19 protein-coding genes are annotated in these 19,699 nt (G+C 39.9%); 5 read left to right on the top strand and 14 right to left on the bottom strand.

The features are described 5' to 3' along the window. Nucleotides 1-17: 17 nt before the first annotated feature. From ABR189_RS02595 to ABR189_RS02575, 5 genes are all read left to right on the top strand, one after another. Nucleotides 18-887 (top strand): DUF4249 domain-containing protein, encoded by an 870-nt coding sequence (locus tag ABR189_RS02595; RefSeq protein ID WP_354658882.1) that lies wholly within the window; start codon nt 18-20, stop codon nt 885-887. A 397-nt stretch (nt 888-1,284) separates the two neighbouring features. Further along, entirely contained in the window at nt 1,285-2,187 is a 903-nt protein-coding gene (locus ABR189_RS02590) for a sterol desaturase family protein (protein WP_354658881.1), read from the top strand. Between the two features lie 211 nt (nt 2,188-2,398). Next, complete coding sequence (locus tag ABR189_RS02585) at nt 2,399-2,788, top strand: BlaI/MecI/CopY family transcriptional regulator (protein ID WP_354658880.1); 390 nt, start codon at nt 2,399-2,401, stop codon at nt 2,786-2,788. 30 nt (nt 2,789-2,818) lie between these two features. Then, entirely contained in the window at nt 2,819-4,900 is a 2,082-nt protein-coding gene (locus tag ABR189_RS02580; RefSeq protein ID WP_354658879.1) for a M56 family metallopeptidase, read from the top strand. Between the two features lie 110 nt (nt 4,901-5,010). Then, nucleotides 5,011-6,183 (top strand): C1 family peptidase, encoded by a 1,173-nt coding sequence (locus ABR189_RS02575; RefSeq protein ID WP_354658878.1) that lies wholly within the window; start codon nt 5,011-5,013, stop codon nt 6,181-6,183. Nucleotides 6,184-6,285: 102 nt separating this feature from the next. Here the strand turns inward: ABR189_RS02575 and ABR189_RS02570 are convergent, their stop codons facing one another. The 14 genes from ABR189_RS02570 to ABR189_RS02505 all read right to left on the bottom strand — a co-directional run bounded on the left by ABR189_RS02570 (nt 6,286) and on the right by ABR189_RS02505 (nt 19,584). Further along, nucleotides 6,286-6,561, bottom strand: a complete 276-nt coding sequence (locus tag ABR189_RS02570; protein WP_354658877.1) for an acylphosphatase — start codon at nt 6,559-6,561, stop codon at nt 6,286-6,288. 394 nt (nt 6,562-6,955) lie between these two features. Then, complete coding sequence (locus ABR189_RS02565; protein WP_354658876.1) at nt 6,956-7,567, bottom strand: 2'-5' RNA ligase family protein; 612 nt, start codon at nt 7,565-7,567, stop codon at nt 6,956-6,958. Between the two features lie 136 nt (nt 7,568-7,703). Then, entirely contained in the window at nt 7,704-8,465 is a 762-nt protein-coding gene (gene tpiA, locus ABR189_RS02560) for a triose-phosphate isomerase (protein WP_354658875.1), read from the bottom strand. 55 nt (nt 8,466-8,520) lie between these two features. Next, complete coding sequence (locus ABR189_RS02555) at nt 8,521-9,690, bottom strand: putative sugar nucleotidyl transferase (RefSeq protein ID WP_354658874.1); 1,170 nt, start codon at nt 9,688-9,690, stop codon at nt 8,521-8,523. Between the two features lie 72 nt (nt 9,691-9,762). Then, nucleotides 9,763-10,014 (bottom strand): type B 50S ribosomal protein L31, encoded by a 252-nt coding sequence (locus tag ABR189_RS02550; RefSeq protein ID WP_354658873.1) that lies wholly within the window; start codon nt 10,012-10,014, stop codon nt 9,763-9,765. 142 nt (nt 10,015-10,156) lie between these two features. Next, a complete protein-coding gene (locus ABR189_RS02545) occupies nt 10,157-10,651 on the bottom strand; it encodes a YajQ family cyclic di-GMP-binding protein (protein WP_354658872.1) in 495 nt (164 codons plus the stop codon). Between the two features lie 178 nt (nt 10,652-10,829). Beyond that, a complete protein-coding gene (locus ABR189_RS02540) occupies nt 10,830-11,567 on the bottom strand; it encodes a head GIN domain-containing protein (RefSeq protein ID WP_354658871.1) in 738 nt (245 codons plus the stop codon). A 62-nt stretch (nt 11,568-11,629) separates the two neighbouring features. After that, entirely contained in the window at nt 11,630-12,715 is a 1,086-nt protein-coding gene (locus ABR189_RS02535) for a hypothetical protein (RefSeq protein ID WP_354658870.1), read from the bottom strand. Next, on the bottom strand, nt 12,699-13,220 hold the full coding sequence (locus ABR189_RS02530; protein WP_354658869.1) for a hypothetical protein: 522 nt from the start codon (nt 13,218-13,220) through the stop codon (nt 12,699-12,701). The genes ABR189_RS02535 and ABR189_RS02530 overlap by 17 nt, the downstream gene beginning before the upstream one ends. 26 nt (nt 13,221-13,246) lie before the next feature. Continuing rightward, nucleotides 13,247-13,810, bottom strand: coding sequence for an RNA polymerase sigma factor (locus ABR189_RS02525; RefSeq protein ID WP_354658868.1), 564 nt, complete (start codon nt 13,808-13,810; stop codon nt 13,247-13,249). Nucleotides 13,811-14,038: 228 nt separating this feature from the next. Beyond that, entirely contained in the window at nt 14,039-16,501 is a 2,463-nt protein-coding gene (locus ABR189_RS02520; protein WP_354658867.1) for a TonB-dependent receptor, read from the bottom strand. 401 nt (nt 16,502-16,902) lie between these two features. Next, complete coding sequence (locus tag ABR189_RS02515; RefSeq protein WP_354658866.1) at nt 16,903-17,835, bottom strand: DUF2167 domain-containing protein; 933 nt, start codon at nt 17,833-17,835, stop codon at nt 16,903-16,905. Nucleotides 17,836-17,992: 157 nt separating this feature from the next. Continuing rightward, nucleotides 17,993-18,421, bottom strand: a complete 429-nt coding sequence (locus ABR189_RS02510; RefSeq protein WP_354658865.1) for a hemerythrin domain-containing protein — start codon at nt 18,419-18,421, stop codon at nt 17,993-17,995. Nucleotides 18,422-18,423: 2 nt separating this feature from the next. Then, the gene (locus ABR189_RS02505) at nt 18,424-19,584 is read right to left on the bottom strand and encodes a prolipoprotein diacylglyceryl transferase (protein WP_354658864.1); all 1,161 of its coding nucleotides are present in this window, start codon (nt 19,582-19,584) and stop codon (nt 18,424-18,426) included. Between the last annotated feature and the right edge of the window lie 115 nt (nt 19,585-19,699).

The raw sequence follows: 19,699 nt of genomic DNA, 5'->3' as shown, positions 1-19,699 counted from the left end.
CTTCAAATTTCAAATACATGCAAAAGTTATCACTTCTCATATTGTTCACTATCATCACAGTGCTAAGCGCATGCGAAGATGCCATAGACCTGAAAGTGGATCAGGGACAATCATATCCGGTGGTAGATGCCTGGATTACAGATGAAGCCATTCCGCAAAAAATTGTACTCACCCAATCTGTTGCGTATACAACTCCCGGTAAGGCGCCGGCGATATCAGATGCAACCGTTACCTTATACGATGTAACTGCCGGCAAAACTTACCCTTTTGCCTTTCAGGATAATGCTTACAGGTATGATGCAGGTGCCGGACAGGCAATTGGTGTAGTCAATCATGTATACAAATTGTCTATCACCTACAAAGGAGAAATATTTGAAGCATATGACACACTTAAAAGAGTGCCACCTATTGATTCAATTTCTTATGAGTTTAAGACCAAAGAAGAGTCTGTCAGTAACAAGGAAGGCTATTATGCAAAATTCCATGCTACGGATCTTCCCAATGGCATGGACTATTACTGGATCCGTTCTTACAGAAATAATCTCACGCAGAGATTAGAAGATGGTTTTTCTGTTAATGGTTCGTATGATGAAGACATCGCGATAGATGGTGGCAAATTTATCCTCCCGATAGCTGAAAATATTACCGATTATCTCAAGCCCTTTCAGAAAGATGAAACAGTTATTGTCCGCCTGATGTCCGTAACAAAAGGTACGCATCAGTTCCTGGTGCAGGTAAATGAACAAATGACACCAGGTGGTTTGTTTGCCAAAGTGCTGGAGAATGTAAAGAGTAATTTACGTAATACGGAGAAGGATGGTAAATACAGATTACTTGGTTGGTTTGCCACATCAGGAGTAAGTCAAAGTGAAAAAATAGTGAAGTAATATAGCTTTACCTACAGCTTAAATACGGTGTGCACCGTCTGCAAAAGCCCCTTGTTTTTAAAAACAAGGGGCTTTTTTTATGCTGTAATCTGATCAGATAAATACTGTATACCCGCCCCCTGCGGTGCAATGTATATCGTCCGTTAATAAATTTGATAATAACAACAGGAATATCATACCTATAAAATATACCCCCCGTTTCCTGCGGGACGATGGTGACTGTCTGCCGGCATACAGCAGTATTGTTCACCAACAAGATGGTTGCATACCACTTGTAACATGGCATTGCTGCTGCTTCACCTGAACGGTTCACGTGATCAGCAGCATGCCTGTTTAAGGTAATCCTATTTTTATCATGTAAATTAAAAAGTGTAAATTAGGTAAAGATCATAACGCTATGTTCCCTGACCTTATTCATTACGCTATTCCTGGTTTTGTGTTGCTCCTGACGCTGGAAGTTATTTTTTCAGTTATTGAAAAGAAGGAACTATATACCACAAAAGATGCAGCCAGCAGTATCGCTATGGGATTAGGTAATGTTGCCACGGGGCTGTTTACAAAGGCCATCATCTTCGCAGTTTACAGTTTTGCCTGGAAATTCCGGCTGTTTACATTAGGTTTCGAATGGTGGGTATGGGTACTTTGTTTTTTTGCGGACGATTTCAGTTATTACTGGTTTCATCGTACCAGTCATAGTGTTCGCTTTTTCTGGGCCTCTCATGTTATTCATCATTCTTCTCAAAAATACAATCTGGCCACCGCGCTACGTCAAACCTGGACAGGTAACTTTACCGGGACCTTTCTTTTCTGGGTATGGATGCCTTTATTAGGTTTTCATCCTGCTATGGTCATGTCTATGCAGGCCATTAGCCTTATTTATCAATTCTGGATTCATACAGAAGCGATCCAGAAACTGCCCAAAGCTATTGAGCTTATCTTTAATACCCCCTCCCATCACCGGGTGCACCATGGCTCCGATATCAAATACCTGGATAAGAACCATGCAGGGGTACTTATTATCTGGGATCGTCTTTTCGGTACTTTCCAGGAAGAGGAAGAGCGGCCTGCCTATGGTCTTACCAAAAACATTAATACCTATAATCCTTTACTTATTGCCACCCATGAATGGATTGATATCTGGAAAGATATACGGCATGCCCGCTCTTTTAAAGCAGCCTGGCATTATCTGTTTGATGCACCCGGCTGGAGCCATGATGGAAGCCGCAAAACAACCCGGCAATTACGGCAGGAACAATCAGAACAGGAAGATGCCTTAGCGGTACCCTCAACGCTTAAATAGAGGTTATTAGGGCTAACCATGACATGGCATAGCTAAAGCCAGGATACAATCCATTCCTCCGCAGGAGCAATCAATAAAACTCCCCCAGTGCTATCTGCCATTCATCACATTAAAACCGCTTTTCTCAAAAAATATTTTGTCAGTACGAAAAGTATCGTACATTTGTTTACGAAGATATTCGTAGATCAATTAGCCTTGTTAAAAAATGCATATGAACAGTATTAAACCAACGAAACCAACGGAGAGCGAGTTAGATATTTTGAGTATTCTATGGGAAAAAGGCCCATGTACAGTCCGGGATGTTCATGATATCCTGGCGCAGAACAAGGAAGCTGGCTATACAACTACCCTCAAACTCATGCAGATTATGCACGAAAAAGGGTTGCTCGCCCGCGATACAAGTAGTAAGACACATGTTTATACAGCATTAGTTTCACAGGAGCATACACAGAAGCAGCTATTGGATAAGATGATTGATACCGTGTTTAATGGGTCTGCTTCTCAGCTGGTATTGCAAGCCCTGGGTCACCACCAATCTTCTCCGGAGGAGCTGGACAAAATAAAAAAGTATTTATCTGAAATGGAAAAACTACAAAAATAATCATCCTCAGCAACTAATAAACCACTGATCATGACACCCTTGTTCCCTTTTACAGCTGATTTGATACGTGCGTTTGGATGGACGATTATACACTCTGTATGGCAGGCATTTTTCGTTTATGCTTGTCTTCGCATAGTGCTTACGCTATGGCCTATGGCTAATGCGAGAATCAAGTATAACCTTTCCTTTCTGTCATTAGCCGGTATTTTTACCTGGTTTATAATCACACTTTACCAGCAGATAGCGGCTGTACAGCACACTGCAATCCCTTTATCAGCTACTGAATTTCAGTTGTTAACAAGTTCTGCTGCCTGGCAACCTGCCCCTACTGTATACCAGAATGAAGCAGAGCTGGTAGGCTTGTTTCCCAATCTTGAAATGTGCTTTCCCATATTAGTAGCATTATATATTGCCGGTATTAGTATCATGATCATTAAGCTGGTCATTGATGTGCATCAATTACGGCAAATCCGGAAAAAGCAGGTGGTTCCAATAGATGCCTTATGGGAAAAACATCTTGCACAGCTCACCAAACAGTTAGGCATTCCCCGTAAAGTAAGGTTAATGGTTTCCAAGTCATTACAGGTACCAGTAATGATAGGCTTCCTGAAACCACTGATACTGTTGCCTATGGCGATGGTCAACAATATGAACGAAGATCAGTTGGAGGCTATCTTATTACATGAGCTGGCCCATATCAAACGTAATGACTATCTGCTGAATATCTTCCAATCTATTGCAGAAACCATACTTTTCTTTAATCCTTTTATCTGGTGGATTTCCAAAAATATTCGCCAGGAAAGAGAACATTGTTGCGATGACGTGGTAATAGCCAGTAGTGTTCAACCACTGCATTATGCCAGAGCTCTTGTTGCACTGGAGGAACACAGGTTGAACTCCAATCCACTTGCCATGGCCGCAGCAGACAACAAACAATATTTGTTTTATCGCATTAAACGTATCATGGAAATGAAAACTAAAAATCTTAATTATAGCCAAAAAATTTTAGCAGTGCTGATCATCGCTACCGGCCTCATTTCTATTGCATGGCTCAATCCAGCCCATCAAAAAGATAACTGTTTACCACAGCAAACACCTACTCAAGAGACCCTTTTAATATCGCAGCCAATTACCACACCGGCTCCTGTTATTGGTATAATGTCTGTTATTCCAAATGTTCAGGCTGAACCGCTGGCTTTCAAAACAATAGCAACACCGCCCGCTGCTATATTACCAGTTCCTAAAATACCTGCGATACATAACGTCATCGCTCCTGTTCCTCCAATACCACAGGATACCATACCTCCTGCTACAGAAAAGAGTCCGGTTGCCCCCAGCAATGAAGATGAACAAAAGCTTGCAGCAGCACGGGAAAAAATGCGACAGGCTCAAAACCAGATGAGAGAAGCAGAGGAAACAATGCGGGAAATTAACTGGAAGAATATAAGGGAGGCCCAACAGGAAGCGATGAAAAACATTGACTGGGAGAAAATGAGCAAAGCACAGCAGGAAGCGATGAAGAACATTGACTGGAAAAAGATGAGCAAGGCACAGCAGGAAGCGATGAAGAACATTGACTGGAAAAAAATGAATAAAGATATCGCACTCGCCATGCAGAATATTGACTGGAAGGAAATAAGCAAGGCACAACAGGAAGCGATGAAGAATATTGACTGGAAGAAAATACAACGGGATGTGCAGGCAGCACAGCAAAATGTCAACTGGGATGAGTTAAGGACCAATGTAAAAGAAGGTATGAAACAAGCAAAAGCTGGTGTTGAGCAAGCACAAAAAGAACGGCTTATCATACTCAAAGAGCTGCAGGATACACAGCGGGAAATGAGAAAGTCTTTAACCGAAAGCACTACATTGCAGCAAGGAAAAGCGGAAAGAGATAACTACCAGCAATTTATTAACAAGATGGCAGCAGATAAACTGTTGGATACCAATCAGCCTTTTATAATAGAGAAGAAAAATAATGACCTCTATATCAATGGCATTATGCAACTTCCCTCAGTAACCGAAAAATATAGCAAATACCTGAATAAAACTCAGAAAATGACCATTCGGGGAGAAAACAACAATCTGGAAATCAATATCGATAACAATTGATTTAATAATAATATTATACGCCATTCTTCAGCGCCACTGCAATTTATAGCAGTGGCGTTGCCATTTTTAACAGTTCCCTTATCTTTATTGATAAAACAACCGATAGTTATATGAACATATTACACCTGGCCACTTTACGGACAACTGTTAATAATCAAATAAAAAGAGGGTTATTGCTTCTTATGATGTTATGCGTGCTTGGAGTGGTAAGCATACAGGCCCAGGACGGCGCTTTAACTATAATACGGAATAATGCTGCTACGGCTGTAAAAAATCAGGCAAGAACGGGTACCTGTTGGTGCTTTTCCACTACTTCACTCATTGAATCGGAGTGCTTGCGGAAGGGACTACCAGCAATCGATTTATCTGAAATGTTTACAGTGCGTAATATTTATAAAGAGAAAGCACAAAATTATATCCGCCGCCAGGGTGCCACCCGCTTTGACGAAGGAGGATTGGGACATGATGTGATCCATGCAATAGCCGCTTATGGAGCCATGCCAGAAAGTGCATACAGCGGCCTTATAGGACAAGCGACCACTCATGACCATAGCCAGATGGTTCCTGCATTAAAAAACTATCTCGATAGCTTGTTAAAGCTATCTCCGGTACCTGAAAACTGGCTTTCAGGTTTTACGACTATTATGGATAGTTATATAGGTCCGCCCCCGGCTACCTTTGAATATAATGGCCACAATTATACTCCTTTATCCTTTGCGAAGGAGGTGTTAAAGTTCAATCCGGACGATTATGCTTTCTTCACGTCATTTACACACCATCCTTTTTATCAAAGCTTTATTATAGAGGTTCCGGATAATGTATCTAATGGCGCCTATTATAATATTCCATTAACTGAATTGGTTAACATTACTAAAACTGCTGTACAAAAGGGGTATACCGTAATGTGGGATGCAGATGTGAGCAATAATGGATGGCTTACCTCAAAAGGCTATGCCTTCTCCCCTGCTGCTGATAGTATCCCAATGGCCAAAGACATTGATCCTGATATACCTGAAAAAGCATATACACAGACATATCGCCAAAGTTTGTATGAACAGCTTATCACACAAGATGATCATCTGATGCATATTACTGGTATGAAAAAAACGGCTAAAGGGAAATACTTCTTTGTAGTAAAAAATTCCTGGAGTCAAAAAGCGGGACCTTTCGGAGGATACATAAATGTTTCCGAGCCATACTTTGCGATTAATACAGTAACTATTATAGTCCCTAAGGCTGCTTTAGACAAAGATATTAAGCATAAAATGCTGGCTGTCAAATAAGCCTTCTACTTAAAATACCTTATAATCAAACAGGCTGTTTCAATCTCTTGAAACAGCCTGTTTGATTATAAACATCTTGAACAAAATCTATTACGGCCTATCCTATCTGCCGATATTAAAAAACTCATAATATTGCAATGGTCCGGTTACAATAAGTATTTCAGTTACCCTGGCTGTTGAAGGCCCATGGCGGCACCATGCAATGAATTGTTCCATATCGCTTACTGCCCCTTCTGCACCAATCCATACATCTCCATTGGGTAAATTTTTCACTTCTCCTTTTATATGCAGTCTATTAGCCTCAAGCAGTGTGCTCATACGGAAACCAACGCCTTGTACACGGCCTTTTACTGTAATCTCTTTACGTATCTTCTCCATCGTACTGAAATATAAAAACGTCTTATAAATATACTATAAAATGAACTCTTCTTCTCCTGGAACAAACTTCATGTCTGCGATCTAAAATGCGGGGGTTCTTAGTAGAAAATAAAGGATGGGAATCTGGAAAGGGGCGGTTCTTTTATAAATTTTCTCCGGCTATGGTTTTCGGTATAACCTGTTCAGGGGGATTAACATTATGGTTGAAACAGCTAAAATAACAGGCTACCTAAACCATAACCGGGGAAAAGTGATAGCAGTACTATTCATACTACTGATATATAAACCTGGATGAAAGAAAACGCTTTTATTGGAGCAGCTAAATCGTACTTAGTCAAAATAAAAAATCTTTGAACATAAAAACCACATTTAAACCATCTGTATAACTTAAGTGCTAAGCTGCATGATTAAACAGAGAGCCTTCAATATGCTCCATATCTCCAAAAAGAAACTCACGGACTAATTCATACTTTCCGCCACTGGCAGGCCTTCTGAGTAGCCTGAATGATTTACAATTAAAGCTCCGGACAAACAACTGGTTATCAAACCGTTGGTACACCTTTTCAAATTCAGGTGTACTAATAGCTCTGGCGAGTGTAATATGTGGCTTGAATGCATGCGGTTTCAATTCAAATGCCTGCAATATCTTTTTATGAAGCTCCGCCAAAGGTTTTGGATTAGCCACATTTACATAAATAGTGCGTTTGGTATCTCCATGATTAAAATGATCAAACCTTGCTGTATACACAGCAAAGGGACCTTGTTTTAACGCAATCATTTCCAATACGGTAACAAAATCGTCCTGAAATCTTTCCGGAAATTCAGACCTGAACAAGGAGATATGTGCCGGTGAATAAAGGCTATTATAGGGGCCAAGCTCATTTGCAATTTGCTGCTTAAACTTTTTAACATCTGCTGCAATTTGTCCATCGGGGTTAATGACCAGCAGATAATCATACAATGTTTCCTGTGTGAGAATAATATCAGTATTCGTATTTGTATGCATAACCAAACAATTTTATTATTTCCTGTTTGAATGACAACACGAATATACATTCTTTTTTTGGATTTACTAACTTTTTTAGCATTTTTTACTAAAAAAATGCGCAACCTATTTAACATTGCGCATTTTTTATAGTTAATTAAGCTAATTTCTCAACAATAGCTACAAAATCTTTTGCTACCAGTGAAGCTCCACCAATCAAGCCCCCATCTACATCAGGGCAGGCAAAAAGCTCTTCAGCATTACCAGGTTTAGCACTTCCACCATATAAGATGGTGAGATGCAATGCAGCCTCTCTGCCATACTTACTGGCTATCTGAGATCTGATAAAAGCATGCATATCCTGCGCCTGAGCTGCACTGGCGGTAAGGCCCGTACCAATCGCCCATATTGGTTCATAGGCAATGACTACCTGTTTCAATTGTTCAGCAGTAAGATGAAAAAGGCTATCCTCCAATTGTGCCGCTACGTATGTATTCTGTGTACCTGCTTCTCTTACCAACAAGGGTTCCCCGCAGCAAAAGATTGGTTTTAAACCATTAGCCAGTACCTGGTCTATTTTCTTAGCCAGCATATCATTGCCTTCCTGAAAATATTCTCTTCTTTCAGAGTGGCCCAATATCACATAATCCACCCCTACTGACTGCAGCATCTCAGCAGATACTTCTCCGGTAAAAGCTCCTGATTTTTCAGTGTAACAGTTTTGTGCAGCCACATAAAAACCCGGATAATTTTTTACTAATGATTTTGCTTTCATTAAATAAGGGAAAGGTGTAGCTATTACTACCTCCTGCCCTTCACCCAGCTTTAAACCGGCTTGTAAAATATCATTAATCAGTTGTTCGCCCTGCGCGAGGGTCAGGTTCATTTTCCAATTGCCAGCTACAATTTTTTTTCTCATAAAGACTATTATATATTAATAAGTTCAAAAGGTGATACTTGTTCTATCTGTTCCGTTATACCCTATTCGCAATCAATTCAAAAACCTCACGCAGGATGTCTTTATCTGTTTCCTCCATCTCTTTGTCCTTCAGACGCATCCATGCTCCGGCATCCTTCAGCGCATCCTCCAGGCGATACTGCATATTTTTTCCCCAGGTAAAGGACGGCAGGAATTTAGAGGGAAAATCTCCTCCAAAAACATTGCAGGAAACCCCAATTACAGTACCTGTATTCAACATGGTATTAATACCACACCTGCTGTAATCCCCCATTAATACCCCACACTTATAACCCACTCCCCATGCCTCTTGCCTGGCTTCCATCCATACCGTTACCTCACTCACATTATTCTTCAGATTAGAACAGGTAGTATTGGCCCCCAGATTACACCATTCTCCTATAACCGCATCCCCCAGATAACCATCATGTGCCTTGTTAGAATAGCCAAACAATACTGTATTCTTGATCTCTCCTCCCCCTGTACAAAAAGGTCCTATTGTAGTAGCGCCATACACCTTGGTACCCATTTTCAATACCGCACGTTCTCCTATAGCCAGGCTCCCTCTTATCAGGCACCCTTCCATAACCAGGGCATCTTTACCAATATAAACAGGCCCTGTGCTTGCATTGATCGTACAATATTCCACCCTGGCACCTTCTTCCAGGAATATATTTTCTGCACCTATTATCTGGTTGGAAACCGGTATGGGAGCAGACGTCCTGCCTCTGGTTAACAGATTAAAATCTTCTCTGATTGCCCGGTCATTCAATAATGCTATTTCCCAGGGTTTGTATATCGCACATATATCCTCTTTGTAATTCTTCCTTTCCTGTACGGATGGTACATGAAAATCTCCTCCGCGTAACACTTTTACCAGTAAACGATCGTCCTTATACAGCTCCTCACCAGGATTTAGTGCTGCAATGGCTTGCACCAATGCCTCAGTTGGTAAGACATGTCCATTAATCAGCACACTTATCACTTCATCAGCCACTCGTTTCAACGGATACTTTTCCTGCAAATAAGGCATTGTAAAATGACTTACCCTCTTTCCCAGCCAATGTTCCCACTTTTCCTGGATGGTGAGAATGCCCACCCTGCAGGCCGCCACGGGTCTTGTATGTGTAAAGGGATATAACAAATCACGTTCGGGCGTGTCAAAAAGGATATAGTTACGCTCCATAGGGGTTAAAAATAAAAAATCCCATCGACAAGCCGATGGGATTCTTTGAAAATATTTATAAACGGGCTTGAATTAAGCCTTCTTAGCGTAACGCTTCTTAAATTTATCAATACGGCCGGCAGTATCAACCAATACATTCTTCCCTGTGTAGAAAGGGTGAGATGTATTGGAAATTTCCAGCTTAATCAATGGATATTCATTGCCATCTTCCCACTTTACAGTTTCTTTGGAAGGAGCAGTGGAACGGCTTAAAAAGCTCACTCCATTAGACATATCTTTAAATACCACAAATCTGTAACTTTCCGGATGTATTCCCTGTTTCATATCAATATTATTGTAAATACAGGGCGCAAAGATAGCATTATTTTCTTTACGGCCCAATTGTTTAATAAAAAAATAAAAAAAATAGTAAGCTCCCAGGATCCAATGATTTATAGCTTGCGCTTAAAACCAGCTATTGCCCTGCCTAACTTTTCATATTCACATATTGCAAAGGTAAGCCTAAATTAGCTTCCCTGCACTTTTGGATAACTTCCTGTAAATCATCTATTTTCTTAGCCGTTACGCGCACAATGTCGTCCATAATGGCGGCCTGGACCTTTAAGCCGGAATCCTTGATCAGTTTTACTATTTTTTTGGCATCTTCCTGTTTGATACCATTTCTCACAGGAATCTCCTTCTTATACACTTTACCGCTCTGGTAGGCTTCCTTACTTCCCATGTCATAAATGGTAGCATCCAGCCCCTGGCGCATACTACGGGTAATCAATACATCCAATACCTGGTCCAGCTTCATTTCGCTTTCAACCTCCACCTTTACCCCCATCTCCTTCTTATCCAATTCAATATTTACATGGGAACCTTTAAAGTCAAAACGCGTAGTAATCTCTTTTTTTACGGTATTAATGGCGTTATCCAACGTTTGCAAATCCACTTTGCTAACAATATCAAAGGATGGCATGATAAAAATATTTAATTCGTCTATAGTTAATTCGTAAATGCAAATATAAAAAGAAAAAGCAGGTAGAAAGCTACCTGCCGATCACTAAATATCCAAATCAAACATAGTAGGGTTATTTTGGGCCCCTATTAAAAAGCGCTGATGTCAGTTTTATATTAAAAAACTCCTAGATGCTTATTTAACTAACTTTTGATATTCTCCCGGATCCGCTAACCCGTTGATCAACACTACCAGGCGTTCCCTTATATTTAACAGACCCTGATCCTGATACCTTAACGTCCAGTTTTTTATTAGCAGTTACATTAGCATTACCTGACCCTGATATTTTCACTTCCACATCATCACCTACCAGGTCAAATGCAGCAATATCTGCAGATCCGGAGATTTTATATTCTGCTTCAGTGGCACTTCCTTTTAATTTTATATTACTGGAGCCTGAAAGCGACACTTCCATTTTCCGGGTATCCACGTCCAGGTCAGCGCCTGTTGAACCACTGCATGACAACTCTATTTCATCGCTCTTGAGTGTCCCTTTACTATAAAATCCTCCGGCTCCACTTGCTTTAAGCGCTGCGATCTGCTGTAGGGTCACATTTACGGTGATTGTTTTTGTAGGATTAATATTATAACCCCGTTTAGTATAAATCTTCAGTTCATCACCTTGAATTTCTGTTATTATATAAGGTAATAAGTTCTCCTCTGCTTCCAGTTGTATACTATGATTATTCCCTTGCTGAATCACCACTTTATAATTACCTGAAGTACTGATTTCTTTAAATGGTTCTGCAGGTCTTGTTTCTTCTTTTAGCTGTCCATTTCCTCTTACTTTCTCATTTCTTTGATAAAAAGATGATAATATTAGTACAGACAACAGCAGGGGCAAGTACAGATACCAGGATTTTCGGGTTGTTTTCATGATGATGATTTTAGCGGTTTAATTGAAACAATTATATAGGTTTTAGAATAGCCGAAAAACAATCAAAGGCTCTTAAGCCCCACACTGCTGTAGGATCCCTGTACCCGTATTACAGGCGACTGCTCATTACCATTTTCAGTAACTCCGGTCATGATAAGCTGTGTGTTTTTCTTAATAGTATTTTTATTCTTTAACTCCAGCCCTCCCAGGCGTAAATCGCCATAAGAAAGTACGGCATCCAGTTGCAAGGCTTGCCGCTGTGGTACACCCAGTTTAATATCGGAATAGGTTAACCGGAAGTCAGCACCAGTAAAGCCAGTTGTCAAAGCCCTGATATCCGCATTTCCGTAAGTAAGTGTCATATTAACTTCCCCCTGTAATTCATTAATTTTAAAGTCAGTATAGTTGGATCTACTAAACACCTTCCCTGCATCATTAATCCTGTAGTTATCATAATTAGACTGTACTTCTATTTTCCCTACACTTTTAATGTCATAATCACTATAATTCGAACGTACCACCAGCTCGTCAATCCGGTCGCTATTCATGCTGCTGTATCCAGCCTTCAGCACTACTTTCCCTGCTTTCCCGATTTTCCCCTTCTGGCAATAGTTTATATTCATCATCAAGGCGCCGGATATCTCTCTTATATCATAAAAACAGTAATTAAGTCTCATATCAGCAGCAAATGGTAGTTTATCTGCGATAACATCTCCAAATTGGTTCTCAACAATCAATTTCGAAAGCGATTGTGGTACATATACTTCATAGTCTATTTTCACATAGTCTTTGGAGTCCTTTTTGTTCCCCCAGGAGAAAAGCCATTTGCTTCCTGAACGGGGATTATAACTGGTAGCCAATCTCACAGCTCCCGGGCTATTAATGCTTTCCACATCAACCATGCCTGCAATATCTTCTGCTTCAGATGTACTTTTACCATAACCAGTAATAACAATAGTCGCTTTCACTTCATTTTTACTCCAGGTACGCAATACTATCTTACCATATTTATTCAGAATGTCTAATGTGGCCCCATTATTAACAGTAAAGTTTTTTTCAATGGTCTTTTTAAATTCAGTATCTCCTTTATCAGCCAGTACTGCCATGGGCAACAGTAAAAGAAAGAGTATATTATATTTCAGCATCATAATGTCTTATCTTTTTAGGTGCATGTTTTTCATCCAGTTCTTCCAGGATTTTTTCCAGTAAATCCAGCTTTAGCTGATAATAGCGAACCATAGCGGCACGTATCCTTTCATTACCCGGATTATTTTGTAGTTCTTTCTCCAGCATTTCATAAGTGCTGTTATGAAGCTCCAGTTCCTTTCTTGCTGAACTGTCCAATCCAATTTCTGCTGCAGGATATGCTTTAATAGCCGACAATTTTTGCTCAATTTGTGTAGTATAGTAGGCCTTGGCATCCTGCAACTCTGGTGAAATAAATCCAATACTCTGCTGTTGCCTGAACTGTAAATAACGATACACAAAAATGGTATTTATTACAAGGACTAACACTACTGCCACCTTTAACCATTGGCGGCCTAATTGCCTGACCAGTCCAATTTTAGGTGGGGCTGGCAATTGCTGTTCCAATGCATCCCAAAGACCTGGTGAAGGCCCCTGCGCCTCAAAATCTGCCTTATGCTTTCGCATAAAACTTTCTAAACTGTTGTCTGGCATTACCTGGCTGTATTTTGTTGTTTTACAATTTGCCTCACTTTTTCTTTTGCCCGCATATACTGCGTTTTGGCAGTAGATTCAGAAATCTTCAACATTTCGGCAATTTCTCTGTGTGAGTATTCTTCAAATATATATAAGTTCAATACTGTACGATATCCATGGGGCAATGTATGAATCGCTGATTTGATAGCTTCTACGGTCCAGGTAAATCCTACCTCATCCAGCCCTTGCTCCTCCTCTACTTCTATCTGATCCACCTCTTCAAAATATATCTTCTTTTTACGCAGATAATTTAAGCAGTGGTTTACCACTATCCTTTTAATCCAGGCACTGACACTGGCAGCTCTTTCTAACTGCCCGATATTTTTATAGATCTGCAAAAATGATTCCTGCAAGGTATCTTCCGCATCACTCACATTTCCAGTCATCCTCAAACAAATATTGTACATGGCGCCAGAATAGGCATCGTACAATTCACGAAACGCTCGTACGTCCCCCCTCCTGCAGCGGACTACCAGGTTATCTGTTATTTGCGTTTGATTCAAGATATTGGATGCTTTCATATTAAAGACAATAGTTGTTAAGAAAGTTGCATTTGCTGAACAAAAAAATTCCAATTCACCATTAACCATCTTTTTATCAACTACTTACAAATTTTCATTTTTAAATCTTTGTATCTTCAAAATGAAACGCAGCCTAAAAAGGCCGCGTCTCTATCCATCCTTATATACCTAAAAAAGCGCTCAGGTGATTATATGCGGTAACCGGATGGGGAGTTACTGCCATTTATTTTAATTATTTCCTTCCTTCACGCGGCGTTGTTCATCCAATAACCCTGTTTGGCGGTTGCGGGCAGCTTTAACGTTGCTATTACCAAAGCGATATGTAAAATTGAGTCTTACTTGCTGGCTTTCCCATTTGCTCCGTACTGATGTAAAGCGGGTACCATTTTCAAACGCGCCCTGGAAATGTTGGGTGTTAAACACATCTGTCACATTCAGCTTCAGGGTACCTTTTTTGTCCAGTATCGATTTTTGTACCCCCAGATCCAATGCATACATTGGCTTCATTCTAAATAACCCCTGATCAGCTATCTGTGAGGATATATACATAAACGCGACTTCTGTGCTAAGCCCCTTACCCAAAGTGAAAGTGTGTTGTGTACGACCAAAAAATCCACCAGAGGAAAGGCTGATCTGATTATTATTTACCACTGTTTGATACCTGGTATAAGACCCTGACATAGTGGTAAAGCTATTCCACCATTTAGTAATTGGAAAAGGAATGGAAACGTTAATATTAAAAACATCCGACTTTGCCACGTTCAAATATTTATAGCGCATAATTGAAGTATCCCCGGTAACAGGATCTTTATCGACCTCTAATATTTGAGTAATCTGGTCCTTGGTATGTGTATAGCCAATAGAAGTAATCAGAAATTGTTTAAAAGTATGGGTCACTTCTATATTATGCGAGTATTGTGGCTTCAGATAAGGGTTCCCAGCCATTTTAGTATATCTGTCCAGATAAATTTCAAATGGGTTCAGATCTTCGTAACTAGGTCTTTGTATTCTGCGGCTATATGAAAAGCCCAATTGATTATCCTTATTCGCGGCATAACTTACAAATACTGTAGGAAACAAGTTAAAATAAGTGGTATCAGTAATACGTGCGGTAGTGATTGAATTACCTCTGACATTGGATTGTTCTCCACGTAAACCTAATTGAAGGCCAACTTTTTTAAACTGCTTACTAAAATTAATGTAAGCAGCATTGATGTTTTCTTTATACAAAAATTGATTAGAACGCTGGTCATCGTAAATCCAGGTATTCCCCTTCAGCGAGTCAAAGCGGGCATTATTATCCGTTTCCACAAGACTAAACTTGAGTCCCGCTTCAATTTTAGCACCTTTTTTCAATGGATGTACATAATCAACTTTGGCTGTTTTGATGTCAATCGTAGATGGCTGAAGGTTACGGGTTGTATCACTGTGCATGCTCCCCTTTCCATTACCATTTAACATATTCGCGTAAATATTTGAATAAGACTTATCAGTATTACGCGCGTAGTCAAGATCAATGTTTAACTCTTTTCCGGTAGTATCCAGGATGCCTTTGTAATTAACATTATAGGCCCAGCGATTCCAATCAGAAATATTCCTGGTATTCGTTTTTAACACAGAATCTACCATCTTTCCATTTCCGATATGTGTTATAGCATCAGTAGGTACATCGTGATCTCTGTAGGAAACATCTACCATTACCCCAACAGTATGATTTTTATTAATGAAATAATCTGCACCTGCCTTTCCTGCGTAGTAGTTGGTACTGTTATTCACTGTATTCTGTTGATCATATACGGTAGTCTTCCCATTTTCTATACCACTGCGAAATAACCCTAATTGCTGATCATTTTCCCGGTGATTGTAATTAAAGGAACCAAAGAGGTTTACCTTTTCATTACGATTATTCAGATTCAGTCCACCATTCCATTTGGGAGTACGCCCATAGCCTGCGCCAAGGTTAACATTACCATTTGTCCCATAATTTTTGTTCTTCTTAAGTTTAATATTAATAATCCCGGCGTTGCCAGCTGCATCATACTTGGCGGAAGGATTCGAGATCAGTTCTATCTGGTCGATATTACTGCTTGGCATACTTTTCAGCAGCTCGGCAACATCCTGGGAACTCATATTAGTCGGCTTGCCGTCTATCATAATCACTACTCCACCTTTCCCCTTCATGGCAATATTATCATCCTTATCTACGGTAACACCCGGTGATTTCTGCAGTACTTCCAATGCAGTCCCCCCTGCAGCCACTATGCTGTTTTCAACATTTACAACCATTTTATCAGCTTTTTGCTCAATAAATGGCCGCTTGGCCGTAATGTCTACTACATTCAGTTTTTTAGTAGCTGTGAGCAAATCAATAGGATTTAGTTTTATACTACTTCCATTTACCTCAAAAGACTTACTATATCCTTTGGTCATGCCTACATAAGCAGCTGCTACCAGGTATTTTCCCTGCTTTATATTTTCAAATTCATACTTACCATTAATATCAGCTATCGCGCCTTTTACCAAAGTGGAATCCTGTGCTTTTAATAAAGTAACAGTGGCAAATTCAACCGGCTTACTGCCTGACTGGGTAATGTGTCCGGTAATTTTTGGAGTACTGTTTTGTGCCATGGATGGAAGCATCATGCCCAAAATGCTGATTGACAAGGCTAACGCTTTATAAACAACTTTCATATAAGGATGATTTTAACAGATTTTTTAGGTTTATGCTTTTGTACAGTTCCTTACTTTAACAACTACAATGCAAACGTAAGTATTATGCATTACATAGTACATAGTTTTACACAAGCGGTCTGCTGACAGGGACGATTGGTAAAAATAAATGGAACATCAGGAAGACGATCCTGCTGGCTATTTGTTACAACTTGCTTGCTAAACGCTTGAAATGCAGGGTGCTTAACTATAGCAGTAAAAATACATTGCTGATTTACTGCTATCAAGTTGAATTAGATAAAGTGCAGATTTTAAGCGGTAAGAGGCCACTTTTAGATAAGTTGCCGGTAAAAAGGGAAAGAAAATATATAAAAAGGGGCCTTTAAGGCCCCTTTTTATAACAAGATTATATTTAATAATAACTAATTCAGGGTTTCATCTATTCTGATTGTGGCTTCTTTCAGTGTCTTTTCCCGCTTTTTCCTGAAAAATCTCGTTAAAAAACTTGCACCGGCAATTACAGCAGCTGCAATGACCTTCCAGAATTTAAGCAAAACAATAAAAAAACCCGCTTTCGCCAATACCTTACCCGCTACCAAGCCTCCAATAGTCCATACAGCAATATTATCTGCCTGGGGGTTAAAATCAGCGTACCGGTGCCCCTCTGTAAAGGTTGCACTCTTTACAATCAGCGGTATCTTCGTCTTTATCAACGGTAATTGCGACATCTGACCTATGGCATTCAATCTTAGTACTCCTTTTCTTCCCAGGATTCTTACATCATAGTTTAATGTATTATGATCGTCGTGATCAAATTTCAACTCTTTAGCCCAATGCAGCACTTTATTCTCCTGATCATAATACGGAGGTGATGCCCAACCTACCAACTCTACTGCTGAAAATCCTTCTTTCACCCTTACTTCATTTTCCTTTGCCACATCGCTTTTCATTTCCTTCAGTAAATCATTGAAATTCGTTTTATGCGCATCCTCATCCTTAATATACCCCAACCCATCAAAGGATATTTCAAAAGCCCAGGCCGATTCGTCCAAAGGCCCTAAATTATCAGGAAAAAGCATTCCCATTGTCTTATTATTCTCCGGATTTCCCCATAATTCTTCCAACACTTTTTTACTCTGGGCATTATCCAAAAACCGGAATCCGGCAGGAACATGTATTACAGCGCCATTACTTAATGTAATATCTCCCGTCTTGTAGGTAAAAGTGGCGTTTACTGAATCTATAATGAATTTATAATTCTCCTGTTTAAGGCTATCTGTTTTTATATTGGAAAATGACCATAATGGTAAGCATACACATAATAACAGGATGTTGGGGAGGGTGAAAATTCGCATACAGGTAATAGATTTGGATAAATATATTTAAGGACGACAATGGCACAACAGCTTCTGAGAGGCATAAAAAAAATGACCTACTTATATATTTTCAAATATATAAATAAATCATTTAATAATGTAATAACTATTACCCCTAAACTGATAAGTCTTTGCTTTATTTCTCCAGCCGGAGCTCGTCGAGTAAAAAAGGAAGTTTTTCCTGCAGTTTTTCAAAAAAACTGCGCTCCTCTTTACGTATATGAGCTTCCAGATGAGTAGCCAGTATATCCATAGCTGTTACTAAGTCAGTATTATCCACTAAGCCACTATACATTCTGGATATCAGCTGATGCTCCATTATCAACTCCTCCATCATCTCATCTATCTCCTCATTTTTGCCACGGCACACCTCGAAGAGATACTCTTCCTTTTGAATATGAGGCACCATTATTTCCTGGAAAACCTTTACAATATAGGCTAGCTTAGCCTGTGTATCCAAAGGAAACCCTTCGTAAGCAGCTGCATCTTTTTTGAGATACCTGCAAACAAACAATAATCGCTGATGCTCATGCGACAAAGGCACTAAAGTAGGATGACGCTGCATAATCAGGATACTGTCTTTTTAGCTGCAAAAGATTTGCGGCAATACCAAATAAGTACAGCACCTCCTATCACCATCAATGCGGCTATTATCTCTGCCTGTGTAGGATGCAGCCATATATCATATTTAGTATTCACCCGTATCTTTTCAATAAAGAACCTTTCTATACCATTCATGACAAGATAGATACCGAAAATTACTCCTGGTGTACTAATCCTTTTGCGTATCCCCCATAATATACCAAACAAGATAAGACAAGCTATGATTTCATAAAGGGGAGTGGGATATACCGGTAATTCCAGCATATGGCAGTACTTTCCTTCGCACCCTGGAATGGGAATACCTTCATTGATTACATTATGAGGATAACGATAAGCCCAGGCCCAATCCGGTAACCACGCAAAAGGATTTGGATGTGTATTCACAATCCCCCAATCACCATCACCGGAAAACTGACACCCCATACGGCCAACACCATACGACAACATTAGCGCCGGAGCTGCACTATCTACCAGATGCCATACATTAATCTGTTTTTTCCGGGCGTAGTTAATAATAACAACTGCTGCTACAATAAGTCCCCCATAAAAGGTAAGACCACTAAAGGAAATGAGTGAACCCCACGGATCCTGTTTAAAATCATTCCAGTTTTCCAGATTGTGGAATATCTTAGCCCCTATAAGTCCGGCAATAGCTGCCATTACTGTAAAATCAGGTACGCGCTGATGAGGCATCACCAATACCATTTCCTCTTTGGGCTTCTCTGATGCATGTTTCTTTTTATCCTTATACTTCAGATAGACAAATAAGGCACCTAATGCTATACCTGCAGGCCAGCTACCTGCTCCTGAAAATATAAAACCCTGAAAATCCTGAGAAGCGACAGACCATTGGAGGAAAAGGCCTACCAATTTATATCCCAGCAAGAAGCCAAGTATGCCATTCAAGATGAGTTCGCCGGTAGAAGCTGGCTTACCTACTACTATCTTTTCCTTAATGCCATATAACCATCCCAGCTTTTCCCGCCGTCTTAACTCTATCGTTAAAACATAGGCTGCCGCCAGGAAAGCAATAGCTACAAAAAAACCAAAGGTTTGAAAAACTTTAAGAAAAGGGAGTTCTAAGCCAAACAAATCTTGAAATGCGTAATATAAATTAGGATACATAGCCAATAAAAAATTTGGTGATCTGAGTTTTCCTATGAACAAAGCCGAATTAATCAAAAGGAAAATCAAACCACCAAAGTACGATTCAGAATTGAATTACGAAATTTGTATTTCG

It is taken from the genome of Chitinophaga sp. H8, assembly GCF_040567655.1.
Taxonomy (GTDB): domain Bacteria; phylum Bacteroidota; class Bacteroidia; order Chitinophagales; family Chitinophagaceae; genus Chitinophaga; species Chitinophaga defluvii.
The sequence above is the reverse complement of the archived record's forward strand: the minus strand, read 5'-3'. Positions and strand labels throughout refer to the sequence as shown.